The sequence below is a fragment of the Rhodococcus sp. BP22 genome (assembly GCF_014281965.1).
Classification (GTDB): domain Bacteria; phylum Actinomycetota; class Actinomycetes; order Mycobacteriales; family Mycobacteriaceae; genus Rhodococcoides.
Genome location: NZ_JACFTB010000004.1, coordinates 197,378 through 214,649 on the forward strand (window position 1 = coordinate 197,378; position 17,272 = coordinate 214,649).

At 61.6% G+C, this 17,272-nt stretch carries 18 protein-coding genes and 1 tRNA gene; 9 read left to right on the forward strand and 10 right to left on the reverse strand.

Annotated elements, in window-relative coordinates; genetic code table 11:
- Positions 1-103: 103 nt before the first annotated feature.
- The 5 genes from H2510_RS10515 (at position 104) to H2510_RS10535 (ending at position 3,837) form a co-directional block, all read left to right on the forward strand.
- Entirely contained in the window at positions 104-445 is a 342-nt protein-coding gene (locus tag H2510_RS10515) for a hemophore-related protein (protein ID WP_261392849.1), read from the forward strand.
- A 107-nt stretch (positions 446-552) separates the two neighbouring features.
- On the forward strand, positions 553-1,680 hold the full coding sequence (locus H2510_RS10520; RefSeq protein ID WP_186628282.1) for an NDMA-dependent alcohol dehydrogenase: 1,128 nt from the start codon (positions 553-555) through the stop codon (positions 1,678-1,680).
- A gap of 136 nt (positions 1,681-1,816) precedes the next feature.
- Positions 1,817-2,629, forward strand: a complete 813-nt coding sequence (locus H2510_RS10525; protein WP_186628283.1) for a serine hydrolase — start codon at positions 1,817-1,819, stop codon at positions 2,627-2,629.
- A gap of 167 nt (positions 2,630-2,796) precedes the next feature.
- Entirely contained in the window at positions 2,797-3,309 is a 513-nt protein-coding gene (locus H2510_RS10530) for a DUF3145 domain-containing protein (RefSeq protein WP_186628284.1), read from the forward strand.
- A gap of 90 nt (positions 3,310-3,399) precedes the next feature.
- Complete coding sequence (locus H2510_RS10535; RefSeq protein WP_088945693.1) at positions 3,400-3,837, forward strand: cold shock domain-containing protein; 438 nt, start codon at positions 3,400-3,402, stop codon at positions 3,835-3,837.
- A gap of 88 nt (positions 3,838-3,925) precedes the next feature.
- Here H2510_RS10535 and H2510_RS10540 read toward each other — a convergent pair whose 3' ends face one another.
- The 6 genes from H2510_RS10540 to aceE all read right to left on the reverse strand — a co-directional run bounded on the left by H2510_RS10540 (position 3,926) and on the right by aceE (position 12,533).
- On the reverse strand, positions 3,926-5,359 hold the full coding sequence (locus H2510_RS10540; RefSeq protein ID WP_186628285.1) for an acyl-CoA carboxylase subunit beta: 1,434 nt from the start codon (positions 5,357-5,359) through the stop codon (positions 3,926-3,928).
- 113 nt (positions 5,360-5,472) lie between these two features.
- Positions 5,473-6,723, reverse strand: a complete 1,251-nt coding sequence (locus H2510_RS10545; protein ID WP_136171953.1) for a KasA/KasB family beta-ketoacyl-ACP synthase — start codon at positions 6,721-6,723, stop codon at positions 5,473-5,475.
- Positions 6,724-6,731: 8 nt separating this feature from the next.
- Complete coding sequence (acpM, locus tag H2510_RS10550) at positions 6,732-7,034, reverse strand: meromycolate extension acyl carrier protein AcpM (protein WP_084346702.1); 303 nt, start codon at positions 7,032-7,034, stop codon at positions 6,732-6,734.
- A 168-nt stretch (positions 7,035-7,202) separates the two neighbouring features.
- A complete protein-coding gene (locus tag H2510_RS10555) occupies positions 7,203-8,102 on the reverse strand; it encodes an ACP S-malonyltransferase (RefSeq protein ID WP_186628286.1) in 900 nt (299 codons plus the stop codon).
- Positions 8,103-8,229: 127 nt separating this feature from the next.
- A complete protein-coding gene (locus H2510_RS10560) occupies positions 8,230-9,612 on the reverse strand; it encodes a CdaR family transcriptional regulator (RefSeq protein WP_261392850.1) in 1,383 nt (460 codons plus the stop codon).
- 74 nt (positions 9,613-9,686) lie between these two features.
- Positions 9,687-12,533: a pyruvate dehydrogenase (acetyl-transferring), homodimeric type gene (gene aceE / locus H2510_RS10565; RefSeq protein WP_186628287.1), complete on the reverse strand. Its 2,847-nt coding sequence runs from the start codon at positions 12,531-12,533 to the stop codon at positions 9,687-9,689.
- Positions 12,534-12,790: 257 nt separating this feature from the next.
- Here aceE and H2510_RS10570 point away from each other — a divergent pair, with 257 nt between their 5' ends.
- The 3 genes from H2510_RS10570 (at position 12,791) to H2510_RS10580 (ending at position 13,926) form a co-directional block, all read left to right on the forward strand.
- Positions 12,791-13,213, forward strand: coding sequence for a DUF3052 domain-containing protein (locus H2510_RS10570; protein WP_084346699.1), 423 nt, complete (start codon positions 12,791-12,793; stop codon positions 13,211-13,213).
- A gap of 25 nt (positions 13,214-13,238) precedes the next feature.
- Positions 13,239-13,703, forward strand: coding sequence for a peroxiredoxin (locus tag H2510_RS10575; protein WP_088945688.1), 465 nt, complete (start codon positions 13,239-13,241; stop codon positions 13,701-13,703).
- A 148-nt stretch (positions 13,704-13,851) separates the two neighbouring features.
- Positions 13,852-13,926, forward strand: a tRNA-Val gene (locus tag H2510_RS10580).
- A gap of 71 nt (positions 13,927-13,997) precedes the next feature.
- Here H2510_RS10580 and H2510_RS10585 read toward each other — a convergent pair.
- Positions 13,998-14,609, reverse strand: coding sequence for a TetR/AcrR family transcriptional regulator (locus tag H2510_RS10585; protein WP_186628288.1), 612 nt, complete (start codon positions 14,607-14,609; stop codon positions 13,998-14,000).
- Between the two features lie 51 nt (positions 14,610-14,660).
- Here H2510_RS10585 and H2510_RS10590 point away from each other — a divergent pair, with 51 nt between their 5' ends.
- Complete coding sequence (locus H2510_RS10590; protein WP_315901324.1) at positions 14,661-15,317, forward strand: TetR/AcrR family transcriptional regulator; 657 nt, start codon at positions 14,661-14,663, stop codon at positions 15,315-15,317.
- An 18-nt stretch (positions 15,318-15,335) separates the two neighbouring features.
- Here H2510_RS10590 and H2510_RS10595 read toward each other — a convergent pair whose 3' ends face one another.
- Genes H2510_RS10595 through H2510_RS10605 form a run of 3 tightly spaced genes read right to left on the reverse strand, consistent with a single transcriptional unit; the run spans position 15,336 to position 17,187 of the window.
- Positions 15,336-15,755 (reverse strand): DUF5313 family protein, encoded by a 420-nt coding sequence (locus H2510_RS10595; protein ID WP_186628289.1) that lies wholly within the window; start codon positions 15,753-15,755, stop codon positions 15,336-15,338.
- Entirely contained in the window at positions 15,752-16,207 is a 456-nt protein-coding gene (locus H2510_RS10600) for a MarR family winged helix-turn-helix transcriptional regulator (protein ID WP_186628290.1), read from the reverse strand. The genes H2510_RS10595 and H2510_RS10600 overlap by 4 nt, the downstream gene beginning before the upstream one ends.
- Positions 16,208-16,266: 59 nt before the next feature.
- On the reverse strand, positions 16,267-17,187 hold the full coding sequence (locus H2510_RS10605) for an NAD(P)-binding protein (protein WP_315901325.1): 921 nt from the start codon (positions 17,185-17,187) through the stop codon (positions 16,267-16,269).
- Positions 17,188-17,272: the final 85 nt, after the last annotated feature.

Below are 17,272 nucleotides of genomic sequence, written 5' to 3' on the forward strand. Positions count from 1 at the left end.
TTCAGTGTGACAGGAAGCCTGGCCTGCCGATATCGTTGCTGGCGAACGCTTCTCGATCCCACCACAACGCTCACCTCGATTGGGGAAATTCATGATCTCTCGCTTGTCCACAACCAAGGTTGCAACCGTGCTCGGCGCTACTGCTGTCGGAGCTCTGCTCTTCGGCGGCGTCGCCACTGCCACACCCGCCGAGACCGTGGTCAACACACCGTGCTCGTTCTCGCAGATCGTTGCCGCCACGTACGCACAGGACGACGAAGAGGGGGCAGCACTCGCCGCATCACCGATGGCGGGAAGTTTCGCGGCGTTCCTGGCCGCACCAGCGTGGCAGCGTCAAGCGATTCTTGCCTCGCAGCCGGCAATCGTCGACAGGGTCAACGCATTCTTCGGAGGGCCCGGTTCCGGTCTCGCTCGTACGGTCTTTGCTTCCTGCATCGATTACTGACCAAAAATCTAGAACGTGTTCCAATTTGCCGTTCGTATGACTATCGTCGAACTCAACATCAAGTGGCCCGAACAACGGGTCTATCGGCGTGTGAAAGGCGAATCGCGATGAAAACCAAAGGCGCTGTGCTGTGGGGCCTCAACGAGCCATGGTCGGTAGAAGAAATCGAGATCGGAGACCCGAGGGCCGGCGAGGTGCAGATCCGCATGGAAGCTGCGGGGATGTGCCATTCCGATCACCACATCGTGACCGGTGCGACGCCGATGCCGTCGTTCCCGGTGATGGGTGGACACGAGGGGTCCGGTGTCGTCATCAAGACCGGCCCCGAGGTGAAGACACTGAAAGAGGGAGACCACGTCGTGCTCTCTTTCATCCCCTCATGTGGACATTGTCCGGCGTGCGCCAACGGGCACCAGAACCTCTGTGACCTCGGAATGGGCCTGCTCAGCGGAATGGCCATCAGCGACGGCACTTACCGCATTCAGGCTCGCGGGCAGAACGTCATCCCGATGTGCTTGCTGGGGACCTTCTCTCCGTACATGACCGTGCACGAGACCCAGGCCATCAAAATCGACGAACACATCCCGTTCGAGGTCGCATCGTTGGTTGGTTGCGGGGTACCGACGGGTTGGGGGTCGGCGGTCAATGTCGCGAAGGTAGCCCCAGGAGACACCGTCGCGATCATCGGTGTCGGTGGCGTGGGTATGAGCGCCCTCCAGGGTGCCGTGCAATCCGGTGCATCCAAGATCATTGCGATCGATCCTGTCCAGTACAAACGAGATCAGGCACTCAAATTCGGCGCCACCCATGTATTTTCCACGGCAGCAGAAGCTTTGATGCCGATGATGGAGCTGACCTGGGGGCTGATGGCCGACAAGACCATCATCACCGTCGGTGAGATCACTGGCGAAGATGTCGAGGCTGCACTGTTACTGACGGCCAAGGCGGGCCGCTGTGTCGTCACTGCAATGGGACGCATGGAGGACATGGATGTCAAGCTGAACTTGTTCTTGTTCACGATGCTCCAGAAGGACCTGCAGGGCGCGATCTTCGGCGGTGGCAATCCTCGTCACGACATCCCGTTGTTGCTGAAGATGTACAGGGGTGGCCAGCTCAACCTCGACGACATGGTCACCAAAACCTACGCGCTGGACGACATCAACACCGGCTACCAGGACATGCTCGACGGGAAGAACATTCGCGGCGTCATCAAGTTCACCGACGCCGACCGGTAGTTACCGGATCGCTTGAATGACACATCCATACGATCAGATGGATTGACGGGACCATTCAAGCGCTTGTCCTCGGCAGACGAGTCGGTGCGGGCAGACGCCCGCGTCGACTCGCCTGTCTACAACTAGGCTCATCCGCGTGCACTCCTTGGATTTGATCGCTGGTTGGCCCGTCGACAATGCATCCGCAGCGGTGGTGTCGACGGAAGGTGTGAGCGAGCAGTACGGCGATCTCGATCGCGTGTACGAGCTGGCGTCCGTCACCAAACTGCTGGTGGCCTACGCGGCACTCGTCGCAGTCGAAGAAGAAGCAATCGATCTCGATCAGCAAGCGGGCCCCGAGGGCTCGACCGTCCGTCATCTTCTCGCGCACAGTTCGGGCCTCGCCTTCGGGGAGAACAAGGTACAAGCAGCCCCCGGGACCAAGCGCATCTACTCGAGCGTCGGTTTCGAGTTGCTCGCCGCACTGATCGAGTCCGAATCCGGAATCGCGTTCGACGACTATCTCGCCGAGGCCGTGTTCGCGCCACTCGGCATGACCGCCTCGACCCTCGATGGACCCGCCGGTCACGGTGCGCGCTCGACAGTGCGCGATCTATCGGCATTCGCATCCGAACTCTTGTCGCCGACCCTACTGTCGGAGTCGACTTTCACATCCGCGGTCAGCGTGCAATTCGACGGCCTCAACGGCATTCTCCCCGGCTACGGATCTCAACGGCCGAACGATTGGGGCCTGGGATTCGAACTCCGCGACGGCAAAGAACCTCATTGGACCGGACGACGGAATTCGACTCGGACGTTCGGCCATTTCGGACAGTCCGGAACGTTCCTCTGGGTGGACCCCGACGCCGGACTGGCCACTGTCGTTCTCACGGATCTCGCCTTCGGCGAGTGGGCCAAACCACTGTGGACCGAGTTGTCTGATGAAGTTCTCGACAATAATCCCAGGTAGAGGCCCCGGCGACGGTCCAGATCATCATTGGAATCACTAGTTCACTGGCGCAACAGGGGTAACTCGGGGCACACTAGTGCATGTACGCATAAGAGAGCTTCACATACCAGTTCGTGTAAGAGGTCGTTGGGGAAGACGTCCCTCGTCGAAGCTGGAGGAGTAATCGAATGCGTGCATTGAATCAGTTCGCAGATGCCACGTCGGGTGTGGTGTATATACACGCCTCGCCTGCCGCGTTGTGCCCGCACGTCGAATGGGCACTATCCGACGCGCTGAACTGCCGTGCGAACCTCAAGTGGTCCGCGCAGCCGGCCAGCAGCGGGCAGCTTCGTGCTGCCACTGACTGGGTCGGTCCCGTGGGTACGGGAGCTGCGCTAGCAGGCATTCTTCGGACGTGGCAGATGCTGAGGTTCGAGGTCACCGAGGACGCCAGCGAGGGCGTCGACGGCGAACGCTTTGCCCACGTGCCAGGTCTCGGACTCTGGCGTGGCTCGACGAGCGCGAACGGCGATGTGATCCTTGGCGAGATGCGACTCAAGTCGATGATCGAGGGAAATTCGGGAAACCTTACGGCCGAGATCGAACACGCCCTGGGCAGCGCCTGGGATCACGCGCTCGAACCGTACCGGACCGGGGGAGCCGGGGCCGAGGTCACCTGGCTCAGCCGTAATGCGGGATGACCGGATCTCCCAGTGAATTCACCCTTCGGTAGGGTCGGAACTGTGCCAGGCTAGGCATGCGGGTTCGACGGTTTCTCGAGGGGTGGTTCTATGTTGTCGACAGGTAAAGTAATTCGCTTCGATGAGTTCAAGGGTTATGGGTTCGTTGCGCCAGACGAGGGCGGCGAGGATGTCTTCATCCATGTCAACGACCTCGACTTCGACAAAAGACTTCTCGCCCCTGGGGTTCGGGTCGAGTATGTCGCCGAGCACGGCGATCGAGGCCTCAAAGCAGGCCAGGTCCAGATTGTCGACTCCGCGGCGCCGGTGCAACATCGACCAGCGCACCCAGTTGCTCACGTAGCGACAGCATCGACCGGGCACGAGTACGACGACGTCGTATGCGACGTCCTCGCGCGCGGCGACTTCTCGACCGAATTGACCGAAGCTCTCCTTCAGGCGAACCGCGGTCTCACCGCCGAGCAAGTACTCGACGTGCGTGAGGCCGTCATTCGGATCGCCGCGTCACACAAGTGGCTCGAAGGCTGACTCTGTAGCCCGAAGTACTCTGCCGCTCGAAGTACAGTGCCCCGGTGTCCAAGACACCGGGGCACTGCTGTGCTTCCGCTCGAAGCGGTTACAGCGGGATGTTCTTGTGGTTTCCACGTCCTGCAGGCGCACCGGCCAACGCCTTTGCAATGGTCGAACGCGTGAGGGCGGGCTCGATGACCGCATCGACGACGCCGATAGCCACGGCACGATCGACCCCACCGGCAATTGTTTCGTGCTCCACGGTCAGTCGATCGTGTAACGCCTCGCGCTCTTCTTCCGGCGCAGCTGCCAATGCCTTCTTGTGCAGAATCCCGACCGCAGCCTTGGCGCCCATGACAGCGACCTCGGAACCAGGCCAGGCGTAGACCGCGGTAGCGCCGAGGGCTCGCGCGTTCATCGCGATGTACGCTCCGCCGTAGATCTTGCGAGTCACCAGGGTGACTCGCGGAACCTTGGCTTCGGCGAATGCATGCAGGAGCTTTGCGCCACGACGGACGACGCCCTCCCACTCCATGCTGACGCCCGGCAAGTAGCCGGGAACGTCGACGACAACCACGAGCGGGATGCCGAACGCGTCGCACAGGCGGACGAATCGTGCTGCTTTCTCGGCGCTTTCAGAGTTGAGGCACCCGCCGAGGCGAATCGGATTGTTGGCAATCACGCCGACGGTCCGGCCACTGAGGCGACCGAGACCGATGACGATACTACGAGCCCAGCCGCCCTGGAATTCCTCGAACGTCGACTCGCCTTCGACGTTGTCGAGAAGCTCGTCGATGACAGGATGTACGTCGTAGGCGCGCCGATTCGACTCGGGCAGTAGTGCTTTGAGGTCGGTGTCACCGCGTTCAGCGGCGGCGATGTCGAATGTGCCTTGCTCGCTGAACATGGATACCAGTCGACGGGCGCGCGTGAGGGCGTCGAGCTCGTCGTCCGCGACGATGTGGCAGACGCCGGACTTCTTGTGGTGCGTATCCGGTCCGCCGAGAGACACCATGTCCACCTGTTCGCCCGTCACACTGCGCACGACATCGGGACCGGTGACGAATACACGTCCCTCGGGAGCCATGATGACGACGTCGGTAAGGGCTGGGCCGTAGGCGGCGCCGCCGGCAGCGAAGCCGAGGACGACGGAGATCTGAGGGACAACCCCGGAGGCGCGAACCATGGCCTCGAACACAAGGCCGACCGCATGCAGAGCTTCGACGCCCTCAGCGAGTCGGGCTCCGCCGGAATGCCAGATTCCCACGATGGGAGCATTTCGTTCGAGTGCGATGTCGATGGCCGAGACAATGTGCTTGCACCCATCGACACCCATTGCGCCACCCATGACCGTGGCGTCGGAGCAGTACGCGACGCTGTGAACGCCGTCGATGTCACCGGAAGCTGCGAGCAGACCGGATTTGTCACGGTCGTGGAGAGAAACCATCGTCCCCGCGTCGAAGAGCTTCTCGAGTCGAGCGACCGGATCGCGGGGATCGGTCGCGTGGTGGGACCGAGTGGCGGGGGACAAGATGGTCATCGCGTTCTCCTTCTTGATGCCCGGGGCGGGCGATCCCCGGGAGAGGTCTGATAGGACCCCTCCCGGGGTTCGAGTGTGAGCTCGATCGTCACGAGTGAACTACTCGGACAGGATCAAGCTCGACCGAAGGCGAGCGCGACGTTGTGCCCACCGAATCCGAACGAGTTGTTGATCGCGTAGTCGATCTGTCCGACGCGGGGCTCGCCCTTGACGACATCGAGATCGATCTTCGGATCCTGATTATCCAAATTCAGTGTGGGAGGAATGATTCCCTCGCGCACTGCCAGCACCGTCAACACCGATTCGAGGGCGCCGACAGCGCCGATCGAATGTCCAAGAGCTGACTTCGGTGCGTAGATTGCTGCATGGTTTCCGACAGCCTTGTTGATCGCGATCGCCTCGGCAGCGTCTCCGACGGGAGTTGCCGTTGCGTGTGCGTTCACATGGGTGATGTCGGACTTCTGCAGTCCTGCGGTCTGCATCGCCCGGGACATCGCCCGAGCAGCTCCGGTTCCTTCGGGATCGGGTGCCACGAGGTGGAATCCGTCCGAGGTGATACCGGCACCGAGAAGACGTGCATGGATCGTTGCTCCACGTGCTTTGGCGTGCTCTTCGGTCTCGATGACCATGAGCGCACCGGCCTCGCCGAACACGAACCCGTCCCGGTCCTTGTCGAACGGCCGCGACGCACCCTTCGGATTGTCGTTGTTGGTGCTCATCGCGCGCATCATGGAGAAACTCGCGATCGGCACCGCGTCGATGAATCCCTCGACGCCACCGGTGACAACCATGTCGGCGTCGCCCATCACGATCATTCGCCACGCGTGAGCGATGGCTTCCGATCCCGAAGAGCACGCAGATACCGGAGTGATGACTCCAGCCTGTGCCTTGAGTTCCAAACCGACCACCGCTGCGGGGCCGTTCGGCATGACCATCTGAACTGCGAGTGGAGAGACCTTGCGGTACCCACCGGTCTTGAGCTTGTCGACGGCATCGATGAGCGAGTCACCACCGCCGAGACCGGTGCCGATGGAAACGGCGAGGCGGAGCGGATCCACCTCGGGGCTGCCAGCGTTCTTCCATACCTCTCGGCCGAGCACAGTGGAAAGCTGCTCCACATAGCTCAGTCGCCGCATCTCCACTCGGGTGAGCAGGCTCGACGGACTGACCGCGAGGTGTCCGCCGATTCGAACGGGAAGGTCGTACTCGGCGATGAAATCATCTTCGAGTACGCCAATGCCGCTCTCACCGTTCAGCAGACCCTTCCACGTCGCGTCGACATCGCCCGCGATGGACGTGGTCGCAGCAAGGCTGGTGACGACGACATTCGGGAAGCGTCCGTTGGCTGTGGATGGGTTGGTCATGGATTCTCTCACTCGCTCGCGGAGTCGTCGAGCTTGGCCTTGATTGCTTCGGCAGCGTCGGGGTTCTCTGCTTCGAGCTTCTGGATGTACGCAACTGCGTCACCGACGGTGCGCAGGCTTGCGAGGTCTTCGTCGGGGATCTTCACGCCGTACTTGTCTTCGGTCTGAACGGCAATCTCGACCATCGACAGCGAGTCGATATCGAGGTCGTCCACGAAGGACTTGTCGATGGTCACCTCGGAGGGTTCGATACCCGTGACCTCCTCGATGATCTCTGCAAGTCCGGCGATGAGGTCTTCCTGGCTGGCCACTGCGTGGCTCCCTTCATTGTGTCGGTGCACCGTGAATCGATGCGCCGAAGTTCGATGGTGATCCTGCGTAGTCTGCGGCGTGCTGTGCATCCACACGCCACGCGCGCATCTCGTACGAGATCGCACCCTGAACCCGTAACGAATCAGCTACGGGAGGTTCTTGTCGAGCTAGGCCAGGGCCGCAATATCCTCGGGCTTTTTCAATCCGAGGTTCGGAGTGCCGCGCATTTCGCGCTTGGCAATTCCGACGAGGGCGCCTGACGGTGGTAATTCGACGACGGAAGACACCGCGAGATCTTTCAACGTCGCCGTGCACAGATCCCATCGAACAGGTTTGGTGACCTGGGCGGCGAGCTTGGTCAGCGCGTCCGCGCCCGAGGTGACCGCTTTCCCGTCGGAGTTCGAAAGCAGAGTCCGCGTTGGTTGCGACGGCGTGATCGCCGCTGCCGCTGTTGCGACCGCGTCCTGTGCGGGTGCCATGAAGCGGGTGTGGAAAGCGCCGGCGACAGGCAATGCGCGAATGCGGGCCTTCTCCGGTGGGTTGGCGGCGAGTTCGGCCAATGCTGTCAGCAACCCGGCGGCCACGATCTGTCCGGCGGCGTTGACATTGGCCGGTTCGAGACCGAGTTCTTCGAGACGAGCCAGAACCTCGGACTCGGCGCCGCCGAGCACGGCAGACATCCCAGTCGGTTCGAGTGCACAGGCTTTGGCCATCTCAGCGCCGCGCACGGCCGCCAGTGTGACGGCCTCGTCGGCCGAAATCACCCCGGCTATCGCTGCGCCCGCGAGTTCGCCGACCGAATGGCCGGCGATGATCGCGTCATCTTGCAGCAATCCCTGGCTGGCTATCTCCTCGAAGGCGAGGAGCGCGGCAGCGACGACGAGTGGCTGTGTCACCGACGTGTCGGTGATTTCCTCCGCTGTAGCTGTGGTGCCCAGCCGAGCAAGGTCGAGTCCGGATGCCTTGGACCATAAAGCAACACGGTCCGCGGCACCGGGTAGTTCGAGCCACGGCACGAGCATGCCGGGTGTCTGGGAGCCCTGTCCGGGCGCAAGCAACGCAATCACTCGTTAAGAGAACACTGTGAAGGCCTGTTTGGGAGATGTCGCTCTCGATGAACTCTCGGCACTCAATTTGTGGGGATCCAACAAATTGCCTTGTGGAGTGCTCGCATCGCCCGCACGTACTACTACGTTACGTAACTACTTCACCGAATGTTACGTGTGTGGTTTGTGGGACAGGATATTGCGGTTCGTGATGAGTTCGAGCCAGTCGACCTACCGTTGCCGCAACACGAAGCACGTACGCATCACGCGATTGCGTCGGGTCTCGTCCCGTAACTTCGGCTATCCGCTTCAGCCGATACCGGACAGTATTTGGATGAACAAACAGCTGTCGCGCGCAGGTCTCGACAGCGCCACCACAATCGAGGTATGCGTCGAGGGTGTCCGCCAAGCCGGAACCGGCCGCCGCCAAAGGCGCAACCAAATGCTCGTTGAGCGTCGCGATGGCCGCCGAGTCGCCGAGCAACGCACGCTCTGGCAGCAGCTCTCCCGCGTGAACGGGTCGAGGTGCACCGCGCCATCCCGCAACCGCCTGCATGCCTGCGAACGCTTCCACCGCGCTCGAGTGGGCAGCGCCCAACGTGCGAGTCGTCGGACCGATGACGACAGGGCCCTCGGAGAAATTCTGCAACATATCAGTCAGGAAAGCCGTGTTCGCGGCGCTGTCGATCAGTTGACCGCTGACAACCATGACGAGCCGCGTCCCCTGTACGACCGCGAGAGCTGCGCGATTGTGCTTCTGCGCAACCATGTGCACCGTACTGACCACGGACACACCCTGATCCTCCGGTGGAGTGCCGACCAGAACTGTCGCAGGCGCAGTGGCATCCCAGTTCAACGTGGCAGCTCGCGAAAGCATGTCGGACCCCGTATCCCCGCGAACGACGGCGTCGACGACGAGAGCCTCCAGGCGGGTATCCCACGCACCTCTGGATTCCGCGGCACTGGCATACACCGAAGCCGCCGCGAAACCCAGCTCACGGCCGTACCGCAGCACAGCCTCCGTCAGTGCAACCAACTGCTGATCATTTCGCGCAAGAGCCGGAAGCCACTGCTCGAAGAACTCCATGGCGACCCGCACCATGTCCACCGTCTGACGCAGGGTCAACCGCCGCGCCAAATCCTGAGGAATGACCTGGAAAGCATCGAGGCTGAAACGAATATCGCTCTGCGGATTCTTCAACCACTCCAGGAAGTTGTCCACCGCCGTCTGAATCAGCAACTGCACGCTCGCCCGCTGCGCCGCATCGAGGCCGCTGAAGAACGGCAACTGATCCTGCATCGTCGTCACAGCCTCAGTGGACAGGCGACCCGAGAACTGCTTCACGCGCCGAAGAAGAGCGTCGGGAAGGGGGTCGCGCTTCTGCCGCGAGGGCGTGAGTGCCTTGACTGGTGGTTGAACCTCGTTGTCGGTGATGTGGCCGTCCTGGTCGTCCTTGTGATGCGTACCGGTCTTCGGCGCGCTCTCGTATCCTTCGGTCACACCGGAGTCTGCGCTCTTGTCGTGGACCATAGGCAAAACCTACGCCCGCCTGCTCGCGTCCGAGGACATGGACACGAGCAGGCGGGCGTAGGGAATTCTGCGAGCTATGCGGAGCCGGTATCGGCGTACGACGTGGGAGCCGCGAGGACATCATCGATGCGGTACTTCTCGGCCGCCTCGACCGCCTTGGACTTGTCGATCTCGCCGGACGTTGCGAGTGCAGACAACACCGCGACGACGATGGACTCGGCGTCGACGTTGAACACCCGTCGTGCTGCGGGACGGGTATCGGAGAACCCGAACCCATCGGTCCCGAGCGTGACGTAGTCGCCTGGAACCCACTGACGGATCTGGTCCGGGACCGCACGCATCCAATCCGACGCGGCAACAACGGGCCCAGCAGCGTTCGAGAGTGCCTGCGTGATGTACGGAACCCGCTTCTCGGCCCCTGGATCGCGCAGCGCATCCTTTTCCGACTCGACGCCGTCGCGGCGCAGTTCACCCCACGAGGTGACCGACCAAACACCCGAGCGGACGTGCCATTCGGATTCGAGTAGTTCGCGGGCCTTGCGCGCCGCGACGATTCCGACGCCCGACGCGAGGATCTGCGCTTCCGGCCCGTCACCTTCCTGCGGCTTCTCGAACAGGTAGATGCCCTTGAGCAACCCGTCGACATCGAGGTCCTCGGGCTGGGCCGGCTGCTGGTACGGCTCGTTGTACAGGGTGATGTAGTAGAAGATGTTCTCGCCGCCGAAGCCCGGCAGCAACTCACCGTCCGGCCCCTTTGTCCCGCCGTACATCCGGCGTAAGCCGTCTTTGATGATGTAAGCGATCTCGTATGCGAACGCTGGATCGTAGGAGACCGCTGCCGGGTTGGTCGACGCCAGCAGCAGGGAGTGGCCGTCTGCGTGCTGCAGCCCCTCACCGGTCAACGTAGTGCGTCCTGCGGTAGCACCCAGAACGAAACCGCGGGCCATCTGATCTGCTGCTGCCCACAGGCCGTCTCCGGTGCGCTGGAACCCGAACATGGAGTAGAAGATGTACAGCGGGATCATCACCTCGCCGTGCGTCGCGTACGACGTTCCGACGGCGGTGAACGACGCCGTCGAACCGGCCTCGTTGATTCCTTCGTGCAGGATCTGTCCGATCGAGCTCTCCTTGTAGGCGAGCATGAGTTCGGAATCCACCGATGTGTAGAGCTGACCGTTCCGGTTGTAGATCTTCAGCGACGGGAACCACGAATCCATGCCGAAGGTGCGGGCCTCGTCAGGGATGATCGGCACGATTCGGTGGCCGATTTCCTTGTCGCGTAGAAGTTCCTTCATCACGCGCACGAGCGCCATGGTGGTCGCAATTTCCTGCTTGCCGGAGCCCTTGAGCAGCGTTGCATACGTCTTGTCCGCAGGCTGCGGCAGTGGAGCTGGACTCACCCGACGTTCCGGAACGAATCCACCGAGTGCCTTGCGCCGATCGAGCATGTACGCGATCTCCGGTGAATCTTTGCCGGGGTGGTAGTACGGCGGCATGTACGGATCCTTCTCGAGCTCCTCGTCGGAGATCGGGATACGTTGCAGGTCGCGGAAAGTCTTGAGATCGTCGAGGGTGAGCTTCTTCATCTGGTGCGTCGCGTTGCGACCCTCGAAGAGCTTGCCGAGCGTGTAGCCCTTGATGGTGTGCGCCAGGATGACCGTCGGCTGGCCTTTGTGCGCCATGGCAGCGGCATACGCTGCGTGGACCTTGCGGTAATCGTGGCCACCGCGCTTGAGGTTCCAGATCTCGGCGTCGGTCAGATCCTTGACCAGTTCCTTGGTGCGAGGGTCGCGGCCGAAGAAATGGTCGCGAACATAGCCACCGTCGTTGGCCTTGTACGTCTGAAAATCACCGTCGGGTGTGGTGTTCATCAAATTGACCAACGCGCCGTCGCGATCAGCATGCAGCAACGCATCCCACTCGCGGCCCCAGACGACCTTGATGACATTCCAGCCCGCGCCGCGGAAGAAGGACTCCAGTTCCTGGATGATCTTCCCGTTTCCGCGGACCGGGCCGTCGAGGCGTTGCAGGTTGCAGTTCACTACGAACGTCAGATTGTCGAGCCCCTCCGTCGCGGCTACGTGCGCCAGACCACGCGACTCGGGCTCGTCCATCTCGCCGTCGCCAAGGAATGCCCAAACATGCTGGTCGGAGGTGTCCTTGATCTTGCGATCTTCCAAGTAGTGATTGAAGCGTGCCTGGTAGATGGCGTTCATGGGCCCGAGGCCCATCGATACCGTCGGGAATTCCCAGAAGTCCTGCATCAAGCGCGGATGCGGGTACGACGGCAAGCCGCCCCCGGAATCGCTGTGGCTGTATTCCTGACGAAAGCCGTCCATGCGCTCGGCAGGGATGCGTCCTTCGAGAAATGCGCGGGCATAGATGCCGGGGGAGGCGTGGCCCTGAATGAAAATGTGGTCGCCACCGCCCGGGTGATCCTTGCCACGGAAGAAGTGGTTGAACCCGACCTCGTACAACGCTGCCGACGATGCATACGTCGAGATGTGTCCACCCACGCCGACGCCGGGGCGCTGCGCGCGATGCACCATGATCGCGGCATTCCAGCGGATGTAGGCGCGGTAGCGGCGTTCGACCTCTTCGTCGCCGGGGAACCAGGGCTCGTTCTCGGTAGGAATGGTGTTGACGTAGTCCGTCGAAGTCAGCGACGGCAGCGCGACCCGCCGTTCACCAGCCCGCTCCAGCAGACGCAGCATCAAGTACCGGGCGCGGGACGGGCCCGACCGCTCCAGCAGACCGTCGAAGGATTCGATCCATTCGTTGGTCTCGTCACTGTCGATGTCGGGTAGATAAGACGCGACACCCTCGCGGATGACGCGTACTCGACCGTCCGAGCCTGTAGGCGCGGGTGTCTTGCCGGCAGCATGTGTGTTCTGCCGGTCGTCCTGATTCAACTCGGACAACGTGTGTACTCCTCAATGTGGCGGTCGCTCGGTGTGGCAACCGTTCCAGGCCTTTCGCCTTCTGTGACGGCGATCGACATTCCTCATTCCGGTGATTCTCATCAATCCTCCTACACATCTCCGAGGCAGGTAAAGGAGAGTCCCAATACCCACCAGTAGAAATTTATCTACGCAATTTCGGCGCGGTCAGCTTGCGGATACGGCGCAAACCCTGTTCGCTTGCACTACTTCACCCACTATGCAAGGAGGTCACCACCGTGGTCGCCGCGGCGGACGCTCAGAACTACGCTCAGAAACTTGGTATCACTCGCGACTTGGTCGTTCAGGAACTGGGCTGGGACGAGGACACTTACGACGATCTGCGTGCGGATGTCGAGGACACCATTGGTGGTGAGACCCTCGACGAGGACTCCGACGAGGTGATCGACGTAGTGCTGCTGTGGTGGCGCGACGGCGACGGTGACCTTGTCGACGCCCTCATGGACGCGATCGGACCTCTCTCGGACGATGGTTTCGTCTGGGTACTCAGTCCTAAAACCGGACTCCCGGGACACGTCGAACCGAGTGAAATCGCCGAATCGGCACCGACCGCGGGGTTGACGCAGACTTCGGCGGCCAACCTCGGAGACTGGATCGGTAGCCGACTGGTTCAGCCTAAGACGCGGGCAACCAAGCGGTAGTGCCCGAGAACAGGAATCCGATTCGATGCCACTCGAGGTAGGCGCACAGGCGCCGGACTTCACACTCAAAGACCAGAACAATCAGGAAGTGAGCTTGTCGTCGTATCGCGGCGTCAAGAACGTCCTTCTGGTCTTCTATCCGCTAGCTTTCACCGGCACCTGCCAGGGTGAGCTGTGCAAGGTGCGCGACGAACTGCCCAAGTTCGAAAACGATGACACCGCAATCCTTGCAATATCGGTTGGGCCGCCTCCGACGCACAAGATCTGGGCAGCAGAACAGGGCTACACCTTCCCTCTTCTGTCCGATTTCTGGCCACATGGTGCCGTGGCACAGGCGTACGGCGTCTTCAACGAGAAAGCCGGCTTCGCCAACCGGGGAACATTCGTCGTCGACAAATCGGGCACTGTCCGGTTCGCCGAGATGAATCAACCCGGCGAAGCTCGTGATCCGTCTGCGTGGAACGAAGCATTGTCCGTTCTGGACACGTAGACGAACTTCGCCTCTTGTGAGTGGAAGTGCGCCCCACCGGACGCATTTTCACTCACAAGCAGGGCGTTGACATGCGGAATTGGAGAAATCGCTCAGACACGATAAATTTCTCCAAGCGTCACAAACGGCCTCGGCCCAAATGTGACTCGGGCGTATAGCTCAGCGGTAGAGCTCTGGTTTTACACACCAGCGGTCGGGGGTTCGAACCCCTCTGCGCCCACCACCCACTCGGCTTGTGTCAAGCCTCGCACCCACGCCACGTTCGCAGGTGCGACGAACACGCCCGAGTATCGATCAGACTGTCGTCGTACCTGCGATGTGATCTGCCAGTTTCGCCCCGGATTCGATAAATGCGCGCCGGCCCAGTGTCGAGAACGAAGCATCGTGGGACAGGAACGCCGAAGCGAACGTTTCGATCTGGGCGATCAGCGCAACTGCAATGATGCTGGCTTCCGCTGCGGGTAGCTTCTCGCGTGTTTTCTTGGCCGCTCGCGCGAAGATTGGAATCAGCGCGCTGCTGTTGTCGCGTCGGATCGCCTCCACCTGCTGACTCGCGCCCCTGGACTGTACGAAGTAGACGAGTGCGCGCGTTCGATTCTGATCCAGCCACGTCATGAACGGTTCGACGAAGGCACCCATACTGGGCGCCGGTAGGACGTCCTCGGTTGCGATGCGTTCGATTTCGGCGACGTAGCCGGTGGAGAACTCGCGAAGCCCCTCGAGCAGGATCTCCTCGCGGGAGGGGTAGTGGTAGTAGATCGCAGCCGAGGTCATATCGGCGGCAGCCGCGATGTCGACAACGGTCACGTCGTCGACCGGACCCGATGCGAAGAGTTCGAACGCCGCCTCGACGATCACTCCACGACGGGAAGGACGATGAGCAGGACGCCTCACTGTTGCTGACATTCACTCTCCTGGGACTCGGGTCATGCAAGACTAGTGCTTCGACTTACGGGGGTGAGGGAAGCGTTGATCGAGCAGGGGGCGAAGCAACACGTGGAGAAGAAGTCACCGCACCGGCCATCTCGCAGAGAAGATATCGTCGATGCTGCCATTCGCGTCTTCGCTGCGAAGAGTTTTGCGGACGCCAGTGTTCAGGATGTTGCCGACGAGGCGGATGTAGTGCCCTCGGCCGTGTACTACCACTTCGCGGGCAAGGACGAATTGTTCGAACTGGCGATGCGTCGAGTGCTGGACATGGTCGACGAAGTTGTGGCAGGTGTTCGGGCAGAGGAGGATCCCAACTCTGACCCGTCACTCGAAGCGATGATCGTCGCAGTCTGGCACTGGGTGGAGGCTCATCCGAACGAGTCGCGATTGGTGCATTGTCAGATGCCGGGCGCGACGTCGGGGGCGGCAGCTGTCCGTCGAGAGTTCGAGGACCAGCACATTCAGCAGGCCTTCAAGTACCTGTCGCCGAGTCCGGTACCCGCCAGCAAACGCGCTGCAGCGATCGAGCATGCATCGCACTCGTTGTCGACGAGATCGCTCATCGAACTACTGATGACGGTTCACACATTGCGCATGGACGGCGGTCCGCTGAGTAAGCACCCATCGAAGAGTCTTCTGCGCGCACTGGTTGCGGTGTCGACGCGGATCGTGTTCGCCGGCTGAGGGTTCGGTCGATTGCCCTCAACGATCTCGAAGATGCAACTTCTCGTAACGCGCCCGCTCGTCGTCGAGGGCAGCCCGCTTGCGGTCGCTCTTCAGATCCGCAGGTAGACCGTGCACCTGAAGTCTTCTGCCGCGGTTGAGATCCATGAACGCAACTGTGTAGAACATTGCGAGCAGAACGGAAAGCAACACCATCGACCCGCGGAGCCACAGTGCGCCAGGAAACAGCACGAGGAATCCGACAAAGATCGGCAGGAACGGAATCATCGAACGAAAGAGGTGGCGCGACACAGCGCCTTTGCCGACCAAGTCGTTCTTCACCCAGTCCTGCATCGACAGCGGCAGACGCTTGCCCGCGACGTAGCCGAGCCACTGCACGAAATTCGGCTTGGTGGCGGCTGGTCGATTCTCGTTGGTTCGAAAAGCCGGTGATGTCACGACAATGCTCCTGCTGTGATGGCAGCCCGGTTGATTCGTCCGAGCACTCGGTGAAGTTCTTCCAGTTCCGCGATGTCGACCCCCAGCTTCGCCACTACGGCGGGTGGAATTGCGACCGCTTCATCTCGCAGGGCGAGACCGGATTCGGTAAGGCGGATCTCTAATTGGCGCTCATCGCTGCTGCTGCGGGTTCTGGAGACGAGGCCGTTGGCTTCGAGCCTTTTGAGCAGTGGTGAGAGCGTGGGTGAATCGAGTGAGAGTGCGGCGCCGATGGATTTCACGGACATCGGTGACTCACCCCAGAGGGCAAGCATCACCAGGTACTGCGGATGGGTGAGACCCATCGGTTCGAGAAGTGGGCGATACACCGACAGCACCGCGCGGTTTGCCACAGCCAATGCGAAACACACTTGGCGGTCGAGCGCGAGGGGATCGTCGTCGGTGGCGGGCATGAATTCGAGTGTACGCGAATAGTTCGTACACTAAGCAATCGGTAGTGATAAGACGTGCGTCATAGGCGTAGCGCGGCCAGTGCTCTACCCAGATCGGTTCCAGACCTCCACGCGCTCTCGACGCGAGGCGGGCCGGCTGGGCTCCATTGATCACCGGCGAAACTGATTGTGCGGCCACCGGATTCGATGATGGAGAAGGTGCTCGGATGGTGGTCGGCAGGTTTGCCGAAGGACCACCGATGTGCGTGAGTCCATATCGGTGCAGGAGCGTCGAGCACTTCCCGTAGGGCATTCACCACCGGTTCGACAGCACTGTCGGGGTTCTGCAGATGCGCTCGCGCACACCCGGGCGTCGTGTGGGCGACGAGCACCGGTGCGCCGTCGCCACGTCGAGCACCGTCATCGGCGACGAATTGGATGTCAGGATGTTCGTTGACGAACGCCGCGTCTCGAAAAGGCAATGTCAACGATTCGAAACCGAGGACGACCGCGATAACGGGGTCGTAGTCGACGGCGTCGGGAACAGGAGTGAGCCGTCCGGCCTGCGGATCGGGCATCGCGAGCACGACGTCGCCCTCGGGAAGTTCGGTGATGTCTTCGTGGTCCACGTCGATGCCGTCGAGAAGTGCACGGACCAGGGACCTGAGCCCGTTCGGTGTCGCCCACCGTGTGGGCCCGGCACTGGTGCCGGGGTCTTCACCGGGGACGAGCACGCCGAAGGTGTCGGTCCACGGTCGGGCCGAACCGGCAATGTCCCAGCGGTCTACGACGGCGGCGAACTCCGGGTCACGAACCGTGAAGTAGCCGGCCCCGACGTCGACCCGACGGCCGTGCAGTAGCGGGGAAGCCATTCGTCCACCGACAGCGCGACCGCGCTCGACGAGACGAAACGGCACCTCGGCGGCTCGAAGAACTGCGGCACACGCAGCGCCTGCCATACCGGCTCCGACAATGGTGACAACGTCCGATGAAGGGCTCACGCCCTCAGCGTAGGCGTCGAATACGAGCACTCGACGCGTGTGCGTTCTTCCATCATGGGGCAGGGTGTGAGATTTCCTCGACGCC